The organism is Streptomyces sp. NPDC053076, assembly GCF_044546845.1.
Lineage (GTDB): Bacteria > Actinomycetota > Actinomycetes > Streptomycetales > Streptomycetaceae > Streptomyces.
On the sequence record NZ_JBITZL010000006.1, the window covers coordinates 41,812 to 58,253 of the forward strand.

The window sequence follows — 16,442 nt, forward strand, 5'->3', positions numbered from 1 at the left end:
CAGGTGGCGCCGAAGTGGTGGGTGCCGGGCAGTCGGGCGCCTGGCGGGCGGCTACCGGGCAGCTGGGTGCCGGGCGGGTACCGGGGGTGCCGGGAAGGCGGGTGCCGGGCCGCCGTCGGTTGAGTACGCGTACCTATCGCTGGGCGGGTAGGCACGCTCATCCCCTCGGCGCGCCCGCGGCCATAACGTCGCCGTATGCCCGAGGAGACCCCGCCCACCGCCCCGCCCGCCGCCGGCCCCGCGCCCACCGCTTCGGGGGCGCGTGCCCTCGGCCTCGGCTGCTCGGGATGCGGCGGTCTCGTACTCGTCGCGGTCCTGGCCCTGGTCGGCATGCTCCTGTGGAACGCCTCGAACGGCACGGACTACCCCAGAGTGGAACCCCAGGACATGGCGAACCGTGCCTTCCGCGACTCGCGGGAGGCGTACGGCGCCATGGGGTTCACCCGCACCCTGCCGCCGGGAGCCGGGGACATTGGCGTCGACCCGCAGAACACGCTGGGTGCCGAGTACTGCTACGACGGCGGTCCGCTGGGGCTGGAGGACAAGACGGTCGACGGCGCCTACCGGATGTATCACGAGTGGGCGCTGGATCGCGTGCCCGCGAGCCAGGCCGTCCCCGGCCTGCGCCGGCTGCACCGGCGGCTTCAGGAGGACGGCTGGGACGTCTCGTCGTACCAGGAGGGCGGGAAGGACAAGGACTGGTCGCTGTTCGTCCAGCGGGACGGCGGGGAGCGCATGTCCTTCACGTGGTACCCGGAGCGGCAGTACTTCACGGGCAGTGCCACCGTGCCGTGCGCCTACGACCCCGGGTGGACGGACGGTGCCGGCGGCTTCCACGGCCCCGACTCCGCCGCCGAGTCCGTGACGCCGCCGGTCCTCGGGCCCGGGAGCCTATGAGCGGCCGGGCAGCGTGAGGAAACCTTCCGCGCGGGCGCTCGCCAGGCCGATCCTCGGGATGTCGCTGCTCTTGGCGAACAGCAGGAACCGGGGTTCCCACACCGGGCGGTACTTGGCGTTGGCCCGGTAGAGGGACTCGATCTGCCACCAACGGGAGAAGAAGGTGAGGGTCGAGCGCCACACGCGCAGGACGGGTCCCGCGCCGAGCCGGGCACCGCGCTCGAAGACCGAGCGGAACATCGCGAAGTTGAGGGAGACCCGCTCGATCCCCAACCCCTCCGCCCTGAGCAGGAGTTCCACCACCATGTACTCCATCAGGCCGTTCTCGCAGGAGCGGTCGCGGCGCATCAGGTCCAGGGAGAGGCCGTGCTCTCCCCAGGGGACGAAGCTGAGCAGGGCGCGCGGTTCGTCGTTCGCGTCCCGGCACTCCAGCATCACGCAGCGGCCGTCGGCCGGGTCGCCGAGGCGGCCGAGGGCCATGGAGAAGCCGCGTTCGGCGGCGCCGTCGCGCCAGTGCTCGGCGCGGTCCACCAGGACGGCCATCTCCTCGGCGGGAATGTCCTCGTGGCGGCGGATGCGAACCGTGTAGCCGGCTCTGCGGACCCGGTTGTGGGCCTGGCGGACCACGCGCATGGCGCGGCCGTCGAGGGTGAAGTCGGCGAGGTCCACGATGGCCTCGTCACCGAGTTCGAGCGCGTCCAGGCCGTGGCGGGCGTAGACCGTACCGGCCTCCTCGCCGGCCCCCATGACGGCCGGTGTCCAGGCGTGGCGGCGGGCCTCGGCGAGCCAGGCGTCGATGGCGCCGGGCCATGCCTCGGGGTCGCCGAGCGGGTCGCCGGAGGCGAGGCTGACCCCGCCGACGACCCGGTAGGCGATGGCCGCCTTGCCGCTCGGGGAGAAGATGACGGACTTGTCGCGGCGCAGGGCGAAGTAGCCGAGGGAGTCGCGGTCGCCGTGGCGGTCCAGCAGGGCGCGCAGCCGGGACTCGTCCTCCGGCGCCAGCAGGCAGGCACCGCGGGGCGCGCGGAAGCAGGCGTAGAGGACCAGCAGGAACGTGACGGCCATCAGGATGTTGATGACCATGTCCGCCCAGCGCGGGGCCTGGACGGCGGCGACGCGGTCGGCGAGCGGGCCGACGCTGACGCCGCGCAGCAGGCTGTACGCGATCTCGTCCTTGAGGGCGGCGCCGGGCACCTTGTTCGTCGCGTGCGCCAGGAGGGTGCCGAGGCCGCCGCTGACGAGGGTGCCGCCCACGCCGACGGCGAGGGCCAGGCGCGGGTTGGAGCGGTCGCCGATGGCGTCGAACTCGCGCCGGCCGATCAGCAGGGCGGCGACGAACAGGCCGGTGAGGGCGGCGGAAACCCAGTTGAAGGCGTGTTCGCGGTAGGGGGCGTGGGTCAGGGCGACGGCGTAGAGGCCGAGGAGTGAGCCGGCGAGGAGGAGGTTGAACAGCCAGGCGGCTCGCTTACGGCGGCGCATCACCACCGCGAGGAACAGGGCGAGGGCCGCCGAGCCCAGGCCGGCGGTGGCCAGGTACGGGGTGAAGTACTCGCCCGCGTTGTGCTCGTGCACCTCCTCGCGGAAGGGGAGGGACATGACCGCCGCGATGTTCAGCACGGCCAGCAGGCGCAGGTACCAGACGGTCGCCGTGGCGGCGCGGGCGCGCAGCTGGCCGTCGCCGGGGGAGGTGCGGAGAGGGGACGGGAGGAGGCGGACGGCGCGGCCGGGGCCGCGGGGAGCGGGAACCCGTGGCGGGGCCAGGGTCGTCTGTGGTGCGGGCATGAGGAGTGGTCACCCTTGGGGACGGGGCGGCGCAGACCCTGCGGTTTGCAGGGAGCGGTGCGCGGGCGTACGGGGATTCGCACAGCCGGCGCACAGCGTCTCATTCTCGACGACCAACGCCGCACCGGGCCACCACCGACTGCCACCACCGAGTGCCACCACCGACTGCCACCACCGACTGCCACCACCGACTGCCAACTGCCGTCGCCGAGCGGATCCGCGGACTGCCGTCGCCGTTGCCCTTGCCGAGCGGAGCCACCGTCAGTTGCTGCCGCTGGCACTGCCGCTGCCGGTCGGTGGTTGTCAGCTGGCGGTCGGCGGCTGTCGTGCCGGCCGCCTCGGTTGTCGCTGCCGTGCTGCCCTCAGCTGCCGTTGCCGATGCCGCGGCGGGCCGCCGTCAGCAGCCAGGCCAGGTTGCCCACCGCCGCTCCCGCGGCCACCGTGGCGACGATCACCCCGCCGGTCGCGAGGCCGTCGCTGAACAGGTGCGGGCGCCGGTCCAGGCTGTGCAGACCGAAGCCGCACAACTCGTACACGCCGACAGCGGCGATGGCCATACTGACGACCAGCACGGTCAGCGTCGGCGCGAGACTGCTCGCACAGACCTCCGTGCCGGGTTCCGTCTCCGTGATGTCCTGCATGCGTCCCCCGGTTGAACAGGCTTGTGAACAGCCCGGTAGGGGCTGGCTGTTGGGAACCTACGATACGTAGGGTCGGTGGGGTCCGGCGCCGTACGCGGCGCGCTGACGGGGGGACGAGGCGCACGAGGTCACTCCGACGCGTTCTGCCGGGTGCGGCGGGCGTAGGCGCGGGCTGCGCGGGCGCGGTCTCCGCAGCGGGTGGAGCACCAGTGCCGGCGGCCGTGGCGGAGCAGGTAGCGGTTGCAGGGCGGGGAGCCGCAGGCGGTGAGGCGCTCCGCGTCCGGCCCGGTCAGCAGATCGGCGGCGTCGGCGGCGAGGGCCGCCAGGGCGTGCTCGACGAGCTGGGTGGTGGGGTGGGCGGCGGCCCGGTACAGGCCGCGGTCCGGGGACCAGTGCAGCAGCGAGGCGGCCGGGGCCAGGCTGAGCGCGTCGTTGAGGGCGTCGAGCGCCTCGGCCGGGGCCGGGTGGCCGTCGATCCGGGCGGCGAGCAGCGCGCGGACCTGCTCACGCAGGGCGCGCAGCCTGCCGGCGCAGCTCTCGCGCAGGTCGGCGGCGTCCGGGGCGAGGCCGCGGGCCACCAGCCAGTGCCGGGCGGCGGAGGGGGTGCCCAGGAGGTCCGCCGACTGGCCACCCGGAAGGGTGAGCGCGGTGTTGGCGAGGTCGAGGGCGGGGTGCTGTGCGGCGCCGGGGACGGGTGGCAGGGGCGGCTCGGGGCCTCGTCCGGCAGGTGGCTTCGCGTGGCCGCGTACGGGCTGCCCCACGCGCGCCCCCATGAGTGCCTCGTCGCTGTCTCTCATGCATCTCATGTTAGGGCTTGCCTTCATCCGTGAGAAGAAGCTAGCGTCTCTCACGGATGAAGCCGAATCTTTCCATGAGGTGAGCGGAATGCAGACACCGGTCCAGGTCCTCGGCGGTCCCACCGTCCTCATCGCGTACGGCGGCCTCCGCTTCCTCACCGACCCGACCTTCGACGACCCCGGCGACTACCCGGCGCCCAGCGGCCGGGTCCTCACCAAGACCGCGCCGCCCTGCACCCCGCTCGCCGAACTCGGCCCCGTCGACGTCGTCCTGCTCTCCCACGACCAGCACGCCGACAACCTCGACCACTCCGGCCGCGCGCTGCTCGCCGACGTCCCGCGCACCTTCACCACGCCCGCCGCGGCCGGCCGGCTCGGCGGCACCACCGAGCCCCTCACTCCCTGGCAGTCCGTGGACCTGCCCCGCCCCGACGGCGGCACGCTCACCGTGACCGCCGCCCCCGCCCTGCACGGCCCCGAGGGCTCCGAGTCGATCGTCGGCGAGGTCACCGGCTTTCTGCTGACCGCCGCCGACCTGCCCACCGTCTACGTCAGCGGCGACAACGCCTCCCTGGACCTCGTCAAGGAGATCGCCGCCCGCTACGCCCCCGTCGACACCGCCGTCCTCTTCGCCGGCGCGCCCCGCCTGCCGGTCCTCGACGACGCTCTCCTCGTCCTCGACGGCACCGGCACGGCGACCGCCGCCCGTCTCCTGGAGGCCCGCCGCGTGGTCCCGGCCCACTGCGACAGCTGGGCGCACTTCACCGAGACCCGGGACGACGTGGTGCGGGCGTTCGAGGAGGCGGGGCTGGCGGACCGCCTGCAACGGGACTGACCGGCGGCTCACCGCGCCCTGTCGCGCAGGAACACCGCGCTGGTGAGGGTGCCCAGGAGCACCAGGGCCGCGTTCAGCGCGATGGCGGTTTTCAGGCCGCCGAGGACGGCCAGGGTGCCCGTACCGGACATGGCGGCGGTGGCCACGGCACTCATCACCGGCGTGCCCATGGTGATGCCGATCTGCTGGGTCATCGTCGCGAGGCCCGTGGCCAGGCCCTGCTCGTCGTCGGCGAGACCGGACGTGGCGGTCACCATGAAGCCGACGATGACCAGCATGTTGCCCACACCGCCCGCGAAGGTCGCGGCCAGCAGCAGCCAGAGCGAGGAACGGCCGGTGCCGAGCCCGAGCAGGGCCGCCGTGAACAGGGCCTGGACGAGACCGCCGGCCAGGAGCGCCCGAGTGGCACCGAACCGGCCGATCAGCCGCGGGGCGAGAGTGCCGCCGACGACCGTCCCCGCGCCCAGCACACCGAACGACAGCCCGGCGGCCAACGGGGAGAAGCCGAGCACCTCCTGGAGGTAGAGGGTCAGCAGGAACACCAGGGACGTCTCGGTGAGGAATGCGATCAGACCGGCGCCATTGCCCCAGGCCACCGACCGCCTGCCGAACACGCTCGGCGGCACCAGCGGGGCGGACACCCGGCGTTCGACGACCGCGAACAGGAGCAGCAGCAGCGCGCCGGCCGCCAGCGGCAGCAGCGTGGCCGGCGCACCCCAGCCGTGCTCGCCGGCCTGGGTCAGGCCGAGGATGACGGCCAGCAGTCCGAGCGTGACCGTGACGGCCCCCGGTACGTCCAGCTTCGGCCGCTCCTCGGGCCGGGACTCGGCGATGACCGCGGGCGCGACCAGGAGCACGGCGAGCGCCACCGGAACATTGATGAAGAAGGCCCAGCGCCAGGACAGCAGGTCCGTCAGCAGGCCGCCGAGGATCGCGCCCGTGGTGAAACCGGCCGACATCAGCGCCCCGTTGAGGCCGAGCGCCTTCTCCCGCAGCGGGCCCTCCGGGAAAGACGTCGTCAGCAGTGAGAGCCCGGCCGGGGTCACCGCGGCGGTGGCCAGTCCCTGGAACACCCGGGCCGCGATGAGCACTTCCGGACTCTGCGCCAGTCCGCCCGCCAGCGAGGCCGCGCCGAGGACCACCAGACCGCCGAGGAACAGCCGGCGACGGCCGAAGAGATCGGCGACCCGCCCGAACAGCAGGGTGAACCCGGCCGCGCACAGGGCGAACGCCGTGCCGATCCACTGGAGACGGTCGAGCGAGAAGCCCAGACCCGCGCCGATCACCGGCAGGGCCACGTTCAGGATCGAGAAGTCCACGGCCAGCATGAACTGGGCGGCCAGCAGCAGCACCAGCACCAGGCGCAGCCGTGGGGTCAGGGCGGCGGGTGCGCCGACCGGTTGTGTCGCTACGACGGACATGACGAGGTGGTCCCCTCTGGATGACGGAGCTCGAGCGGCGAAGTCGCCGGACACGAGACTCGTCCGGGCGCGCCGCCCCAGCCAGCACCCCCGCGCGACCGGTCAGCGCGAGGGTGGTCATCGCACGACCACCCTCACGCATACCGTTCGCGCGGCCCGACGGGCAGGATGGACGACGACCGCCCTGCACCCCGGAGGCAGACATGGACGCCCCGTCCGAACTGGGAGAGTTCCTCAAGTCCCGCCGTGCCGCGGTACGGCCGGAGGACGTCGGCCTCGCGACCGCACCGGAGCGCCGCCGGGTGGCCGGGCTGCGCCGCGAGGAACTGGCCCTGCTCGCCGGCGTCAGCATCACCCACTACACCCGCCTCGAACAGGGCCGGGCGACCGGTGTCTCCGACTCCGTGCTGGACGCCGTCGCCCGCACCCTGCGGCTCACCGAGGACGAGACCGACCACCTCAAGGACCTGGCCCGCCCCACCGTCCGGCGCCGCCCGGCCGCGCCCCGCGCCGAGCACGCGACCCCGTCGGCCCGTCAGCTGCTCGCGGCCATGACGGACGTACCCGCGCTCATCCTGGACCGGCGGGGCGACGTCCTGGCCTGGAACCGGCTCGGCCACGCCCTGCTCGCCGGGCATCTGCCCTGGGAGGGGCCGGAGGCACCCGCCGTGCGGCCGAACCTGGTCCGGATGCTGTTCCTGGACGAGCGGTACCGGGAGCGGTACCCCGACTGGAAGGAGGAGGCGCACCTCGCGGTCGCCTCCCTGCGCCTGGTCGCCGGCCGGCACCCCGACGACCGGGCGCTGGCCGAGCTGATCGGCCGGCTGTCCATCCAGAGCGACGAGTTCACCGCGCTCTGGGCCCGGCACCCGGTCCGCACCTGCACCTCGGGGCGCAAGTCGCTGCACCATCCGACGGTGGGCCCGCTGGAGTTGAGCTTCGAGAACCTGAGCCTTCCGGGCTCCGCGGGCCGGCGTCTCATCGCCTACACGGCCGAGCCCGGCTCCCCGTCCGACGCCGCCCTGCGTCTGCTGGCCAGTACGACGACCAGCTGGGTGATCAGTTCGACCACACGGGCCTCGTAGGCGACACCGCGGACCCGACCCGCCCCCTGCGCGGCCCCGGCGCCCCCGGCCTCCTGGTGGCCGACGACCCGCCTACGTCCCCCGGGAGCTGCGGCCGGTCGCCGCGGCGGGGAGGAGTGAAGCGCAGGATCACACCGGCGAAAGGGCTTACGGCCACACCAGGCAGTACGGCTGATGCCCCGCCTCATGCAGCCGGTGGCTGAAGTCCTGCCACTCGTGCAGCAGCTGGTACACGTTGAAGGCGTCCCGTGGGCCGCCCCGGTCCGGGACCGTCGACCAGATGAAGGCCGCCGCGCCGACCGCTTCCTCGCCGATGCCGCGCAGGGGGTCGACCACGGTCATGGGCAGTTTGACGACCGCGTAGTCGGGATGCAGGACGACCAGTTCCAGGGGCGGCACCTTGTGCAGGGGAACGCCCTCGATGCCGGTCAGCACCATCGCGGCCATCGTCTCCGGCTTGATCTTGGTGAACATGCCGTTCATGCCCAGCTCGTCGCCGCCGAGTTCCTCGGGACGCATCGAGATGGGGACACGGGCCGCGGTCGCGCCGTCCGGCGCGCCGAAGTATTTGTACGTCACCCCCACCCGACCACCGTTCCTGCTCCCTGCCCGGAGGCGGTCGGCGCGCAGCCCCTGTGCCTCACGTGCGTCGGCCTGATGTGTGTCTCTCTGACGTGCTTCGGTCGTTTCCTCCGCGTCGCGCCGGTGCCTTCCCCGCCGGGCACGTCGAGGACCCAGGTCATCAGTCCCCTCGCCCAGTCCGCCACCGCGATGCATATCTCCACCCGACTGCTTTTCTAGGACGCGTGGCCCCCGCCGCGCAACCCGATCATCGTGTCAGTGACCTCCCCCACGTCCGCCCGCCGAAACGTGCGGTGGAACAACAGTCCACGAGGAACTGGCGGCCCCTGATCATCCGGCCCTGATGATTACGTGCGTATGGGCTCTGTGTATCAGGTGTCAGTCTCGCAGATGCCCGCCGAATGGCGACGCTTTGATCTTGAGGTCGTCCACGGTCCGCCCGGGACGCGGCCTACCCTGAGGAGGTCACCCCGCAACCGGAGTCCGAGAAGCCGGAGAAGCCGCACGTCATGAGTGCCATGAGCGAAACGCCCTATCCCTACGACGCGCCCGCCTCACAGGCGCTCTTCGACCGCGCCTCCGTCGTCACGCCGGGCGGAGTGAACTCCCCGGTGCGCGCCTTCCGCGCCGTCGGCGGCACCCCCCGTTTCATGGTGTCGGGCAAGGGGGCCTACCTCACCGACGCCGACGGACGCGAGTACGTCGACCTGGTCTGCTCCTGGGGCCCCATGATCCTCGGGCACTCCCACCCCGAGGTCATCGCCGCCGTCCAGGACGCCGTCGCCCGCGGTACGTCCTTCGGCACGCCCGGCGAGGGCGAGGTGGCGCTCGCCGAGGAGATCGTCGCCCGCGTCGAGCCCGTGGAGCAGGTGCGGCTCGTCAGCAGCGGCACCGAGGCGACCATGTCCGCCATCCGGCTCGCCCGCGGGTTCACCCGGCGGTCCAAAGTGATCAAGTTCGCCGGGTGCTACCACGGGCACGTCGACTCGCTGCTCGCCGCGGCCGGGTCCGGCGTCGCCACGTTCGCGCTGCCCGACACCCCGGGCGTCACCGGCGCCCAGGCCGGCGACACGATCGTGCTGCCGTACAACGACCTGGAGGCGGTGCAGGAGGCGTTCCACCGGCACCCCGGTGAGATCGCGTGCGTGATCACCGAGGCGTCGCCCGGCAACATGGGCGTCGTGCCGCCGGACCCCGGGTTCAACCAGGGCCTGAAGGACGCCTGCGGCAAGAACGGTGCCCTCTTCGTCTCCGACGAGGTCATGACCGGCTTCCGCACCAGCCGCGCCGGGTGGTACGGCGTGGAGGGCGTCAAGCCCGACCTCATGACCTTCGGGAAGGTCATGGGCGGTGGCTTCCCGGCGGCCGCGTTCGGCGGGCGTGCCGACGTCATGGCCCACCTCGCCCCGGCCGGGCCGGTGTACCAGGCCGGCACCCTCTCCGGTAACCCCGTCGCCACCGCCGCCGGTCTCGCCCAGCTGCGGCTGCTCGACGACGCCGCCTACGACAAGGTCGACGCCGTCTCCGAGCAGATCCGGACGCTGGTCAGCGAGGCGCTGTCCAAGGAGGGCGTCGCCCACCGGCTGCAGACCGCCTCCAACATGTTCTCCGTGTTCTTCACGGACCGGCAGGTGCGCGACTACGAGGACGCCAAGCGGCAGGAGTCGTACCGCTTCACCGCGTTCTTCCATTCGTTGCTGGCGAACGGCGTCTATCTGCCGCCGTCGTCCTTCGAGTCCTGGTTCGTGTCCACGGCCCATGACGAGCGGGCCATCCAGAAGATCGCCGACGCCCTTCCGGCGGCGGCCCGGGCGGCTGCGGAGGCCACTGCGGAATGAGTGACACCAAGGACATCACCGTCGTCCACCTGATGCGGCACGGCGAGGTCGAGAACCCGGACGGGATCCTGTACGGGCGGCTGCCCGGCTACCACCTGTCCGAGCTGGGCCGGCAGATGGCCGAGCGGGTCGCCGAGCACCTCGCCCCGCGGGACGTGACCTACGTCTGCGCCTCCCCGCTGGAGCGGGCGCAGGAGACGGCCACCCCGATCGCCAAGGCGCACGGGCTGGACCTCGACACCGACGAGCGGCTGATCGAGGCCGACAACGTCTTCCAGGGCAAGACGTTCGGCGTCGGGGACGGCGCGCTGCGCAACCCGGACAACTGGAAGCACCTCGTCAACCCGTTCCGGCCGTCCTGGGGCGAGCCGTACGTGGACCAGGTCGTGCGGATGATGGGTGCGTTGAACGCGGCCAAGGACCGGGCACGCGGGCACGAGGCGGTGCTGGTCAGCCATCAGCTGCCGGTCTGGATCGTGCGGTCGTACATCGAGCGGCGCCGGCTGTGGCACGACCCGCGCAAGCGGCAGTGCACCCTCGCCTCCCTGACGACTTTCACATATCAGGGCGACAGGATCGTGTCCGTGGGCTACAGCGAGCCCGCCATCGATCTCGTCCCGGTCCATCTGCGTGCCGGCGCCAAGCCCCAGAAGGGCAAGGGCGCGGCGCAGGGGAAGGCGTTCGGGGCCTGACCGCCCGTCACTGACAGTCCGTTTGAGGTGGCTTAGCGCACCTTCGCGGCATCCGTCACGAAAATCACACAAATCAACGGAACCTCCCCGATCGTCACACCCTCTGACTGGGTGACCAGCAGGTAGCGACGATCGGGGATTTCCATGCGCACCTTCTCCCGGAACCTCTCCCGGAGGGGAGTACTCGGCCTCGGCGCGGGCGCGGCGGCCGCCGCCTCGCTCGCCGGCTGCGGCGGTTCCACGTCCTCGGACGACGCCGGGCACCCGGACGGTTCCGGCAAGGGCGGGACCGAGCAGGGGAGCAAGGCGGGCGGGCACCCGGCGCGGCCCATCGGCGACGGCTCCACCTCCTTCACCGGCAAGCAGCCGCACCAGCCGGCCAAGCCCGAGCCGCTGGAGCCGGGACAGACCCCGCCGCAGTTCGTGGTCTTCTCCTGGGACGGCGCCGGTGAGGTCGGCAACGGCCTCTTCCCGCGCTTCCTGGATCTGGCCAAGGAGCACGGCGCGAGCATGACCTTCTTCCTCTCGGGGCTGTACCTGCTGCCCGAGTCGAAGAAGCGGCTGTACGAGCCCCCGAACAACCGGCGCGGCGCCTCCGACATCGGCTACCTCACCGACGAGCACATCAAGGCCACGCTGAAGAACGTGCGCCGGGCCTGGCTGGAGGGCCACGAGATCGGCACCCACTTCAACGGGCACTTCTGCGCCGGCTCGGGCACGGTCGGCAACTGGACCCCGCAGCAGTGGGGGGACGAGATCCGGCAGGCCAAGGCGTTCGTGAAGGAGTGGCGGACCAACACCGGCTGGACCGATCTGCCGTCGCTGCCGTTCGACTACGACAAGGAGCTGGTCGGCGGCCGTACGCCCTGTCTGCTCGGCCAGGACAACCTGCTGCCCAAGGCCCGCGAGCTGGGCTGGCGCTACGACGCCTCCTCGCCGGGCGGCCGTCAGGTGTGGCCGGAGAAGCGGAAGGGCATATGGGACCTGCCCCTCCAGCAGATACCTTTCCCCGGACGTTCGTTCGAGGTCCTGTCCATGGACTACAACATGCTCGCCAACCAGTCGGTCAACTCGACCAAGGCGCCCTCGTACAACTACCCGGGCTGGCGCAAGCAGTCCGCGCAGGCGTACATCCAGGGATTCCAGCGGGCCTACGAGTCGAACCGGGCGCCCTTCTTCGTCGGCAACCACTTCGAGCAGTGGAACGGCGGCATCTACATGGACTCCGTCGAGGAGGCCATCAAGCACATCGCGCGGGAGAAGGAGAAGGGCGCCGACGTGCGGCTGGTCTCCTTCCGGCAGTTCGCGGACTGGATGGACGTGCAGAAGCCCGAGGTGCTCGCCAAGCTGCGCACGCTCGGGGTCGGGCAGCAGCCCGCCGGGGGCTGGAAGGAGTTCCTGCGCAAGGGCGGGTCGGCCTCCTCCGATGCCGCCTGATCGGGGCCTGGTGTCCGAAATGCCCTGTGTAAATACGCCCTGAAATGCGGTTTTCCGCCCGGCAGGGGGGTGGGCGAAATCCCCGGAACAGGCATGCGAAACTTTTCACATGAGTACCCGTAGCCGCGCCGTCCTGCTCACCGCCGCGGCCGCCGCCGCGGCCCTGGCCCTGTCCGCGTGCGGTAAGGGCGGCATCTCCGGTGGCGGTGGCGACACCAACTTCGTCACCGGCGACAACGGCATCGACACCGTCCCGGCCGGCAAGCGCGCCCCGGCCCCGGACCTGTCCGGCAAGACCATCGACGGCACGACCCTCGACGTCGCCGACTACAAGGGCAGGGTCGTCGTCATCAACGTCTGGGGCTCATGGTGCGGGCCCTGCCGCAGCGAGGCGCCGTACTTCGCCAAGGTCTCGAAGGAGTACAAGGACAAGGGTGTCCAGTTCGTCGGCATCAACACGCGGGACACCAGCACCACCCCCGCGCTAGCCTTCGAGAAGGACCACGGCGTCGGGTACCCGAGCCTGTACGACCCCACGGGCAAGCTGATGCTCCGCTTCAAGAAGGGCACCCTCAACCCGCAGCTCATCCCCTCCACGCTCATCATCGACCGGCACGGCAAGGTCGCCGCGCGGGCCCTGGAGGCGCTGGACGACACGGGTCTGCTGGAGATGCTCAAGCCGGTCCTCGCGGAGAAGTGACGTGAGTGCTCTGCTGACGCTGGCCGCCGGGCCGGGGCCGAACCAGACGGTGATGCACGGCGCCCTGCTGGTCTCGCTGCCGATCGCGCTGCTCGCCGGGCTCGTCTCGTTCTTCTCGCCGTGCGTGCTGCCGCTGGTCCCCGGCTACCTCTCCTATGTGACGGGCGTCGCGGGCACCGACCTGGCCGAGGCCCGACGGGGACGGATGGTCGCCGGCGCCTCCCTGTTCGTGCTCGGCTTCAGCGCCGTGTTCGTCTCCAGCGGGGCGCTCTTCGGCTACTTCGGCGCCAACCTGATCGACTACCAGGGCGCCCTGTCCAAGGTGCTCGGCGTGCTCATGATCGTCATGGGTGTGTTCTTCATGGGGCTGATGCCCTGGTTCACCATGCGCGAGTTCCGCTTCCACAAGCGGCCCACGGGCAGCCTGCTGGGGGCGCCCGTCCTCGGTGCCCTCTTCGGTGTCGGCTGGACGCCCTGCATGGGCCCGACGCTCTCCTCGGTGAACGCCCTCTCCTTCCAGGAGTCGAGCGCCGCGCGCGGCTCCTTGCTGATGCTCGTCTACTGCCTCGGCCTCGGCGTGCCCTTCGTCCTCACCGCGATCGGTTTCCGCAGGGCGCTCGGTGCCTTCGCCTGGGTCAAGCGCCACTATGTGTGGGTGATGCGCATCGGAGGCTCGATGATGATCCTGACCGGTGTGCTGCTGCTGACGGGCGCCTGGAGCGGACTGATCCAGCAGATGCAGACCTGGTCCGACGGCTTCAACGTGGGGATCTGACCGATGAGCAAGACCGACACCGACACGAGCCAGGACCAGGAGGACCTGGGGGCCGCCGGTTCCCAGCTGTCCACCGCGCCGCGGGAGGAACTGGCGGGCGTGCCGGGCCTCGGTGTCGTCGGCTGGGCGCGCTGGTTCTGGCGGCAGCTGACCTCCATGCGGGTCGCGCTGCTGCTGCTCCTGCTGCTCTCGCTCGGCGCGATCCCCGGCTCGCTGATCCCGCAGACCGGCGCCGACGCGAGCAAGGTCGAGGACTTCCGGGCCGCCCACAGGACACTGGCGCCGGTCTACGACAAGCTCGGCCTGTTCCACGTCTACAGCTCGGCGTGGTTCTCCGCGATCTACATCCTGCTGTTCGTCTCCCTCGTCGGCTGCATCATCCCCCGCACCTGGCAGTTCGTCGGCCAGCTGCGCGGCCGTCCGCCGGCCGCGCCCAAGCGGCTGACCCGGCTGCCCGCGTACACGACGTGGCGCACCGAGGCCGATCCGGAGCAGGTCCGTGAGGCCGCGCTCGCCCTGCTGAAGAAGCGCCGCTTCCGCGCCCATGTCGCCGGTGACGCCGTCGCCGCCGAGAAGGGCTATCTGCGCGAGCTGGGCAACCTGGTCTTCCACATCGCCCTGATCGTGCTGCTGGTCGCCTTCGCCTCCGGGCAGCTGTACAAGTCGGACGGCACCAAGCTGATGGTGGAGGGCGACGGCTTCGCCAACTCGCTGCTGATGTACGACGACCTCAAGTCCGGCAGCCTGTTCAGCCCGGACGACCTGGTCCCGTTCAGCTTCGACCTCAAGGACTTCGAGGGCACCTACGAGGCCAGCGGCCCGAACAAGGGCACGCCGCGCACCTTCGAGGCGAAGATCAAGTACAGCGTGGGCGCGTACGGCAAGGAGACGTCGACCACCGTCAAGGTCAACGAGCCGCTGAAGATCGACGACGCCAAGGTCTACCTCGTCAGCCACGGCTACGCGCCCGTCGTCACCGTCCGGGACGGCAAGGGCAAGGTCGTCTACCACGACGCCGTCCCGCTCCTGCCGCTCGACGGCAACGTCTCCTCCAACGGCGTGGTCAAGGTGCTGGACGGCTACCGCGACCCCAAGGGCAAGCAGGAGCAGCTCGCCTTCCAGGCGTTCTTCGTGCCGACCTTCGATCCCAAGAGCGGCACGATGCTCTCCCAGTTCCCGGCGCTGGTGAACCCGCTGCTCGCGGTGAACGCCTACCACGGCGATCTGGGCAGCGTGAACGCGGGCCTCGCGCAGAGCGTGTACCAGCTCGACAAGAGGCACATGAAGGCGTTCAAGGACGGCAAGGGCCAGCTGCTGAAGAAGCAGCTCCGGCCGGGCGACACGCTCACGCTGCCGAACGGCGCCGGGTCCATCACCTTCGACAAGGACATCAAGGAGTGGGCCGGCTTCGAGATCGTCCAGGAGCCGGGCAGCGGCTGGGCGCTCGGCGGTGCCGTCGCCGCCATCTTCGGTCTCGCCGGGTCCCTTTTCATCCAGCGCCGCCGCGTGTGGGTGCGGGCGGCACGCGGTGCCGACGGCGTGACGGTGGTCGAGATGGCCGGGCTCGGCCGCAGCGAGTCCGCGAAGGTGCCCGACGAGCTGGGCGACCTCGCCGGCATCCTCTATGACCGGGCGCCGGGCGCCCCCGAACCCCGATCCGGTGCCGGCTCCGACGCCGGCCCCGCAGAAACCCCCGACCCCCAAGCCGTACCTGCCGAAGGGGCTGAGAAGTGACTCTCGCCGCCGCCACCAACGAACATCTCGCGAGTCTCAGCAACACGCTGATCTACTCGTCGATGGCCGTCTACACCCTGGCCTTCTTCGCCTACATCGCCGAGTGGCTGTTCGGCAGCCGCAGCAAGGTCGCCCGTACGGCCGCCGCGCTCACCGCCGACGGCGCGCGGACGACGGGTGCCCCCGCCGTCACGGTCCAGCGGGCGGGAGGCACCACCGTGCTGGAGCGGCCCAAGGTCGTCGTGCGCTCGGCGTCCGGCGCCCGGGACGTGCCGGACGGGCCCGGCGCGCACGGCGGCGACGAGCAGGGCGACCTCTACGGCCGGATCGCCGTCTCCCTCACCGTGCTCGCGTTCCTGGTGGAGCTGGCCGGTGTCGCCACCCGCGCGGCCTCCGTGGAGCGGGCGCCGTGGGGCAACATGTACGAGTTCAACATCACCTTCTCCACGGTCGCCGTCGGCGTGTACCTCGCGCTGCTGGCGCTGAAGAAGAACGTGCGCTGGCTCGGGCTGTTCCTCACCACCACGGTCCTGCTCGACCTGGGTCTCGCGGTCACCGTCCTGTACACGGCCAGCGACCAGCTGGTGCCTGCCCTGCACTCGTACTGGCTGTACATCCACGTCTCCACCGCGATCTTCTGCGGCGCGGTGTTCTACGTCGGCGCGGTCGCCACGATCCTGTACCTGTTCAAGGACTCGTACGAGAACAAGCTCCAGACCGGCGGCAAGCCCGGCAGATTCGCCACCTCGGTGCTGGAGAGGCTGCCCGCCTCCGCCTCCCTGGACAAGTTCGCCTACCGGGTCAACGCGGCCGTCTTCCCGCTGTGGACGTTCACGATCATCGCGGGCGCGATCTGGGCGGGCGACGCCTGGGGCCGGTACTGGAACTGGGACCCGAAGGAGACCTGGTCCTTCATCACCTGGATCGCCTACGCCTGCTACCTGCACGCGCGCGCCACGGCCGGCTGGAAGGGCCGCAAGGCCGCCTACCTGGCGATGATCGCGTTCGGCTGCTGGCTGTTCAACTACTACGGCGTCAACATCTTCGTCTCCGGCAAGCACTCGTACGCCGGCGTGTAGCCGCCCGCCGCGGCGGAAGGGGCCGGTTCCCGTGACGAAGGTCAGGGGAGCCGGCCTTCGCCGTGCGGACGGGCACCCGGACGCTCACGTGCGCATCCCGGGGGGCGCCGGCCCTCGCCGTGCGGACGGGCACCCGGGTGACCACGT

General features: G+C 71.4%; 15 protein-coding genes. 10 read left to right on the plus strand and 5 right to left on the minus strand.

Features of this window, described 5'->3' with window-relative positions; translation table 11 throughout:
- The first annotated feature begins 195 nt into the window (after positions 1-195).
- A complete protein-coding gene (locus ACIGYR_RS24090) occupies positions 196-897 on the plus strand; it encodes a hypothetical protein (RefSeq protein ID WP_399596609.1) in 702 nt (233 codons plus the stop codon).
- Here the strand turns inward: ACIGYR_RS24090 and ACIGYR_RS24095 are convergent.
- The 3 genes from ACIGYR_RS24095 to ACIGYR_RS24105 form a co-directional block, all read right to left on the minus strand.
- A complete protein-coding gene (locus ACIGYR_RS24095; RefSeq protein ID WP_399596612.1) occupies positions 892-2,679 on the minus strand; it encodes a phosphatidylglycerol lysyltransferase domain-containing protein in 1,788 nt (595 codons plus the stop codon). The two genes, ACIGYR_RS24090 and ACIGYR_RS24095, sit on opposite strands and share 6 nt — an antisense overlap.
- 362 nt (positions 2,680-3,041) lie before the next feature.
- Positions 3,042-3,320: a hypothetical protein gene (locus tag ACIGYR_RS24100; RefSeq protein ID WP_399596615.1), complete on the minus strand. Its 279-nt coding sequence runs from the start codon at positions 3,318-3,320 to the stop codon at positions 3,042-3,044.
- A 128-nt stretch (positions 3,321-3,448) separates the two neighbouring features.
- Positions 3,449-4,117, minus strand: a complete 669-nt coding sequence (locus ACIGYR_RS24105) for a CGNR zinc finger domain-containing protein (RefSeq protein ID WP_399596618.1) — start codon at positions 4,115-4,117, stop codon at positions 3,449-3,451.
- Positions 4,118-4,205: 88 nt separating this feature from the next.
- Here ACIGYR_RS24105 and ACIGYR_RS24110 point away from each other — a divergent pair, with 88 nt between their 5' ends.
- Positions 4,206-4,952 (plus strand): MBL fold metallo-hydrolase, encoded by a 747-nt coding sequence (locus ACIGYR_RS24110; RefSeq protein ID WP_399596620.1) that lies wholly within the window; start codon positions 4,206-4,208, stop codon positions 4,950-4,952.
- Positions 4,953-4,960: 8 nt separating this feature from the next.
- On the opposite strand, the gene ACIGYR_RS24115 is transcribed toward ACIGYR_RS24110, so the two are convergent.
- A complete protein-coding gene (locus ACIGYR_RS24115; RefSeq protein WP_399596622.1) occupies positions 4,961-6,373 on the minus strand; it encodes an MFS transporter in 1,413 nt (470 codons plus the stop codon).
- A gap of 203 nt (positions 6,374-6,576) precedes the next feature.
- On the opposite strand from ACIGYR_RS24115, the gene ACIGYR_RS24120 reads away from it, so the two are divergent.
- Complete coding sequence (locus ACIGYR_RS24120; RefSeq protein WP_399596625.1) at positions 6,577-7,458, plus strand: helix-turn-helix transcriptional regulator; 882 nt, start codon at positions 6,577-6,579, stop codon at positions 7,456-7,458.
- Between the two features lie 147 nt (positions 7,459-7,605).
- On the opposite strand, the gene ACIGYR_RS24125 is transcribed toward ACIGYR_RS24120, so the two are convergent.
- Complete coding sequence (locus ACIGYR_RS24125; RefSeq protein WP_003974483.1) at positions 7,606-8,043, minus strand: hypothetical protein; 438 nt, start codon at positions 8,041-8,043, stop codon at positions 7,606-7,608.
- Positions 8,044-8,558: 515 nt separating this feature from the next.
- Here ACIGYR_RS24125 and hemL point away from each other — a divergent pair.
- The 7 genes from hemL (at position 8,559) to ccsB (ending at position 16,295) form a co-directional block, all read left to right on the plus strand.
- The gene (hemL, locus tag ACIGYR_RS24130) at positions 8,559-9,878 is read left to right on the plus strand and encodes a glutamate-1-semialdehyde 2,1-aminomutase (protein WP_399596628.1); all 1,320 of its coding nucleotides are present in this window, start codon (positions 8,559-8,561) and stop codon (positions 9,876-9,878) included.
- Entirely contained in the window at positions 9,875-10,570 is a 696-nt protein-coding gene (locus tag ACIGYR_RS24135) for a histidine phosphatase family protein (protein WP_399596631.1), read from the plus strand. Before hemL ends, ACIGYR_RS24135 begins: the two co-directional genes overlap by 4 nt.
- Before the next feature lie 144 nt (positions 10,571-10,714).
- Entirely contained in the window at positions 10,715-12,007 is a 1,293-nt protein-coding gene (locus ACIGYR_RS24140) for a hypothetical protein (RefSeq protein ID WP_391848085.1), read from the plus strand.
- Positions 12,008-12,116: 109 nt separating this feature from the next.
- A complete protein-coding gene (locus ACIGYR_RS24145) occupies positions 12,117-12,707 on the plus strand; it encodes a TlpA family protein disulfide reductase (protein WP_391848086.1) in 591 nt (196 codons plus the stop codon).
- 1 nt (position 12,708) lies between these two features.
- Complete coding sequence (locus ACIGYR_RS24150; protein WP_391848087.1) at positions 12,709-13,482, plus strand: cytochrome c biogenesis CcdA family protein; 774 nt, start codon at positions 12,709-12,711, stop codon at positions 13,480-13,482.
- 3 nt (positions 13,483-13,485) lie between these two features.
- Positions 13,486-15,216, plus strand: a complete 1,731-nt coding sequence (locus ACIGYR_RS24155; protein ID WP_399596636.1) for a cytochrome c biogenesis protein ResB — start codon at positions 13,486-13,488, stop codon at positions 15,214-15,216.
- Positions 15,213-16,295 carry a c-type cytochrome biogenesis protein CcsB gene (ccsB, locus tag ACIGYR_RS24160; RefSeq protein WP_399596638.1) on the plus strand — a complete coding sequence of 361 codons (1,083 nt, stop codon included), beginning with the start codon at positions 15,213-15,215 and terminating at the stop codon, positions 16,293-16,295. Before ACIGYR_RS24155 ends, ccsB begins: the two co-directional genes overlap by 4 nt.
- Positions 16,296-16,442 lie beyond the last annotated feature (147 nt).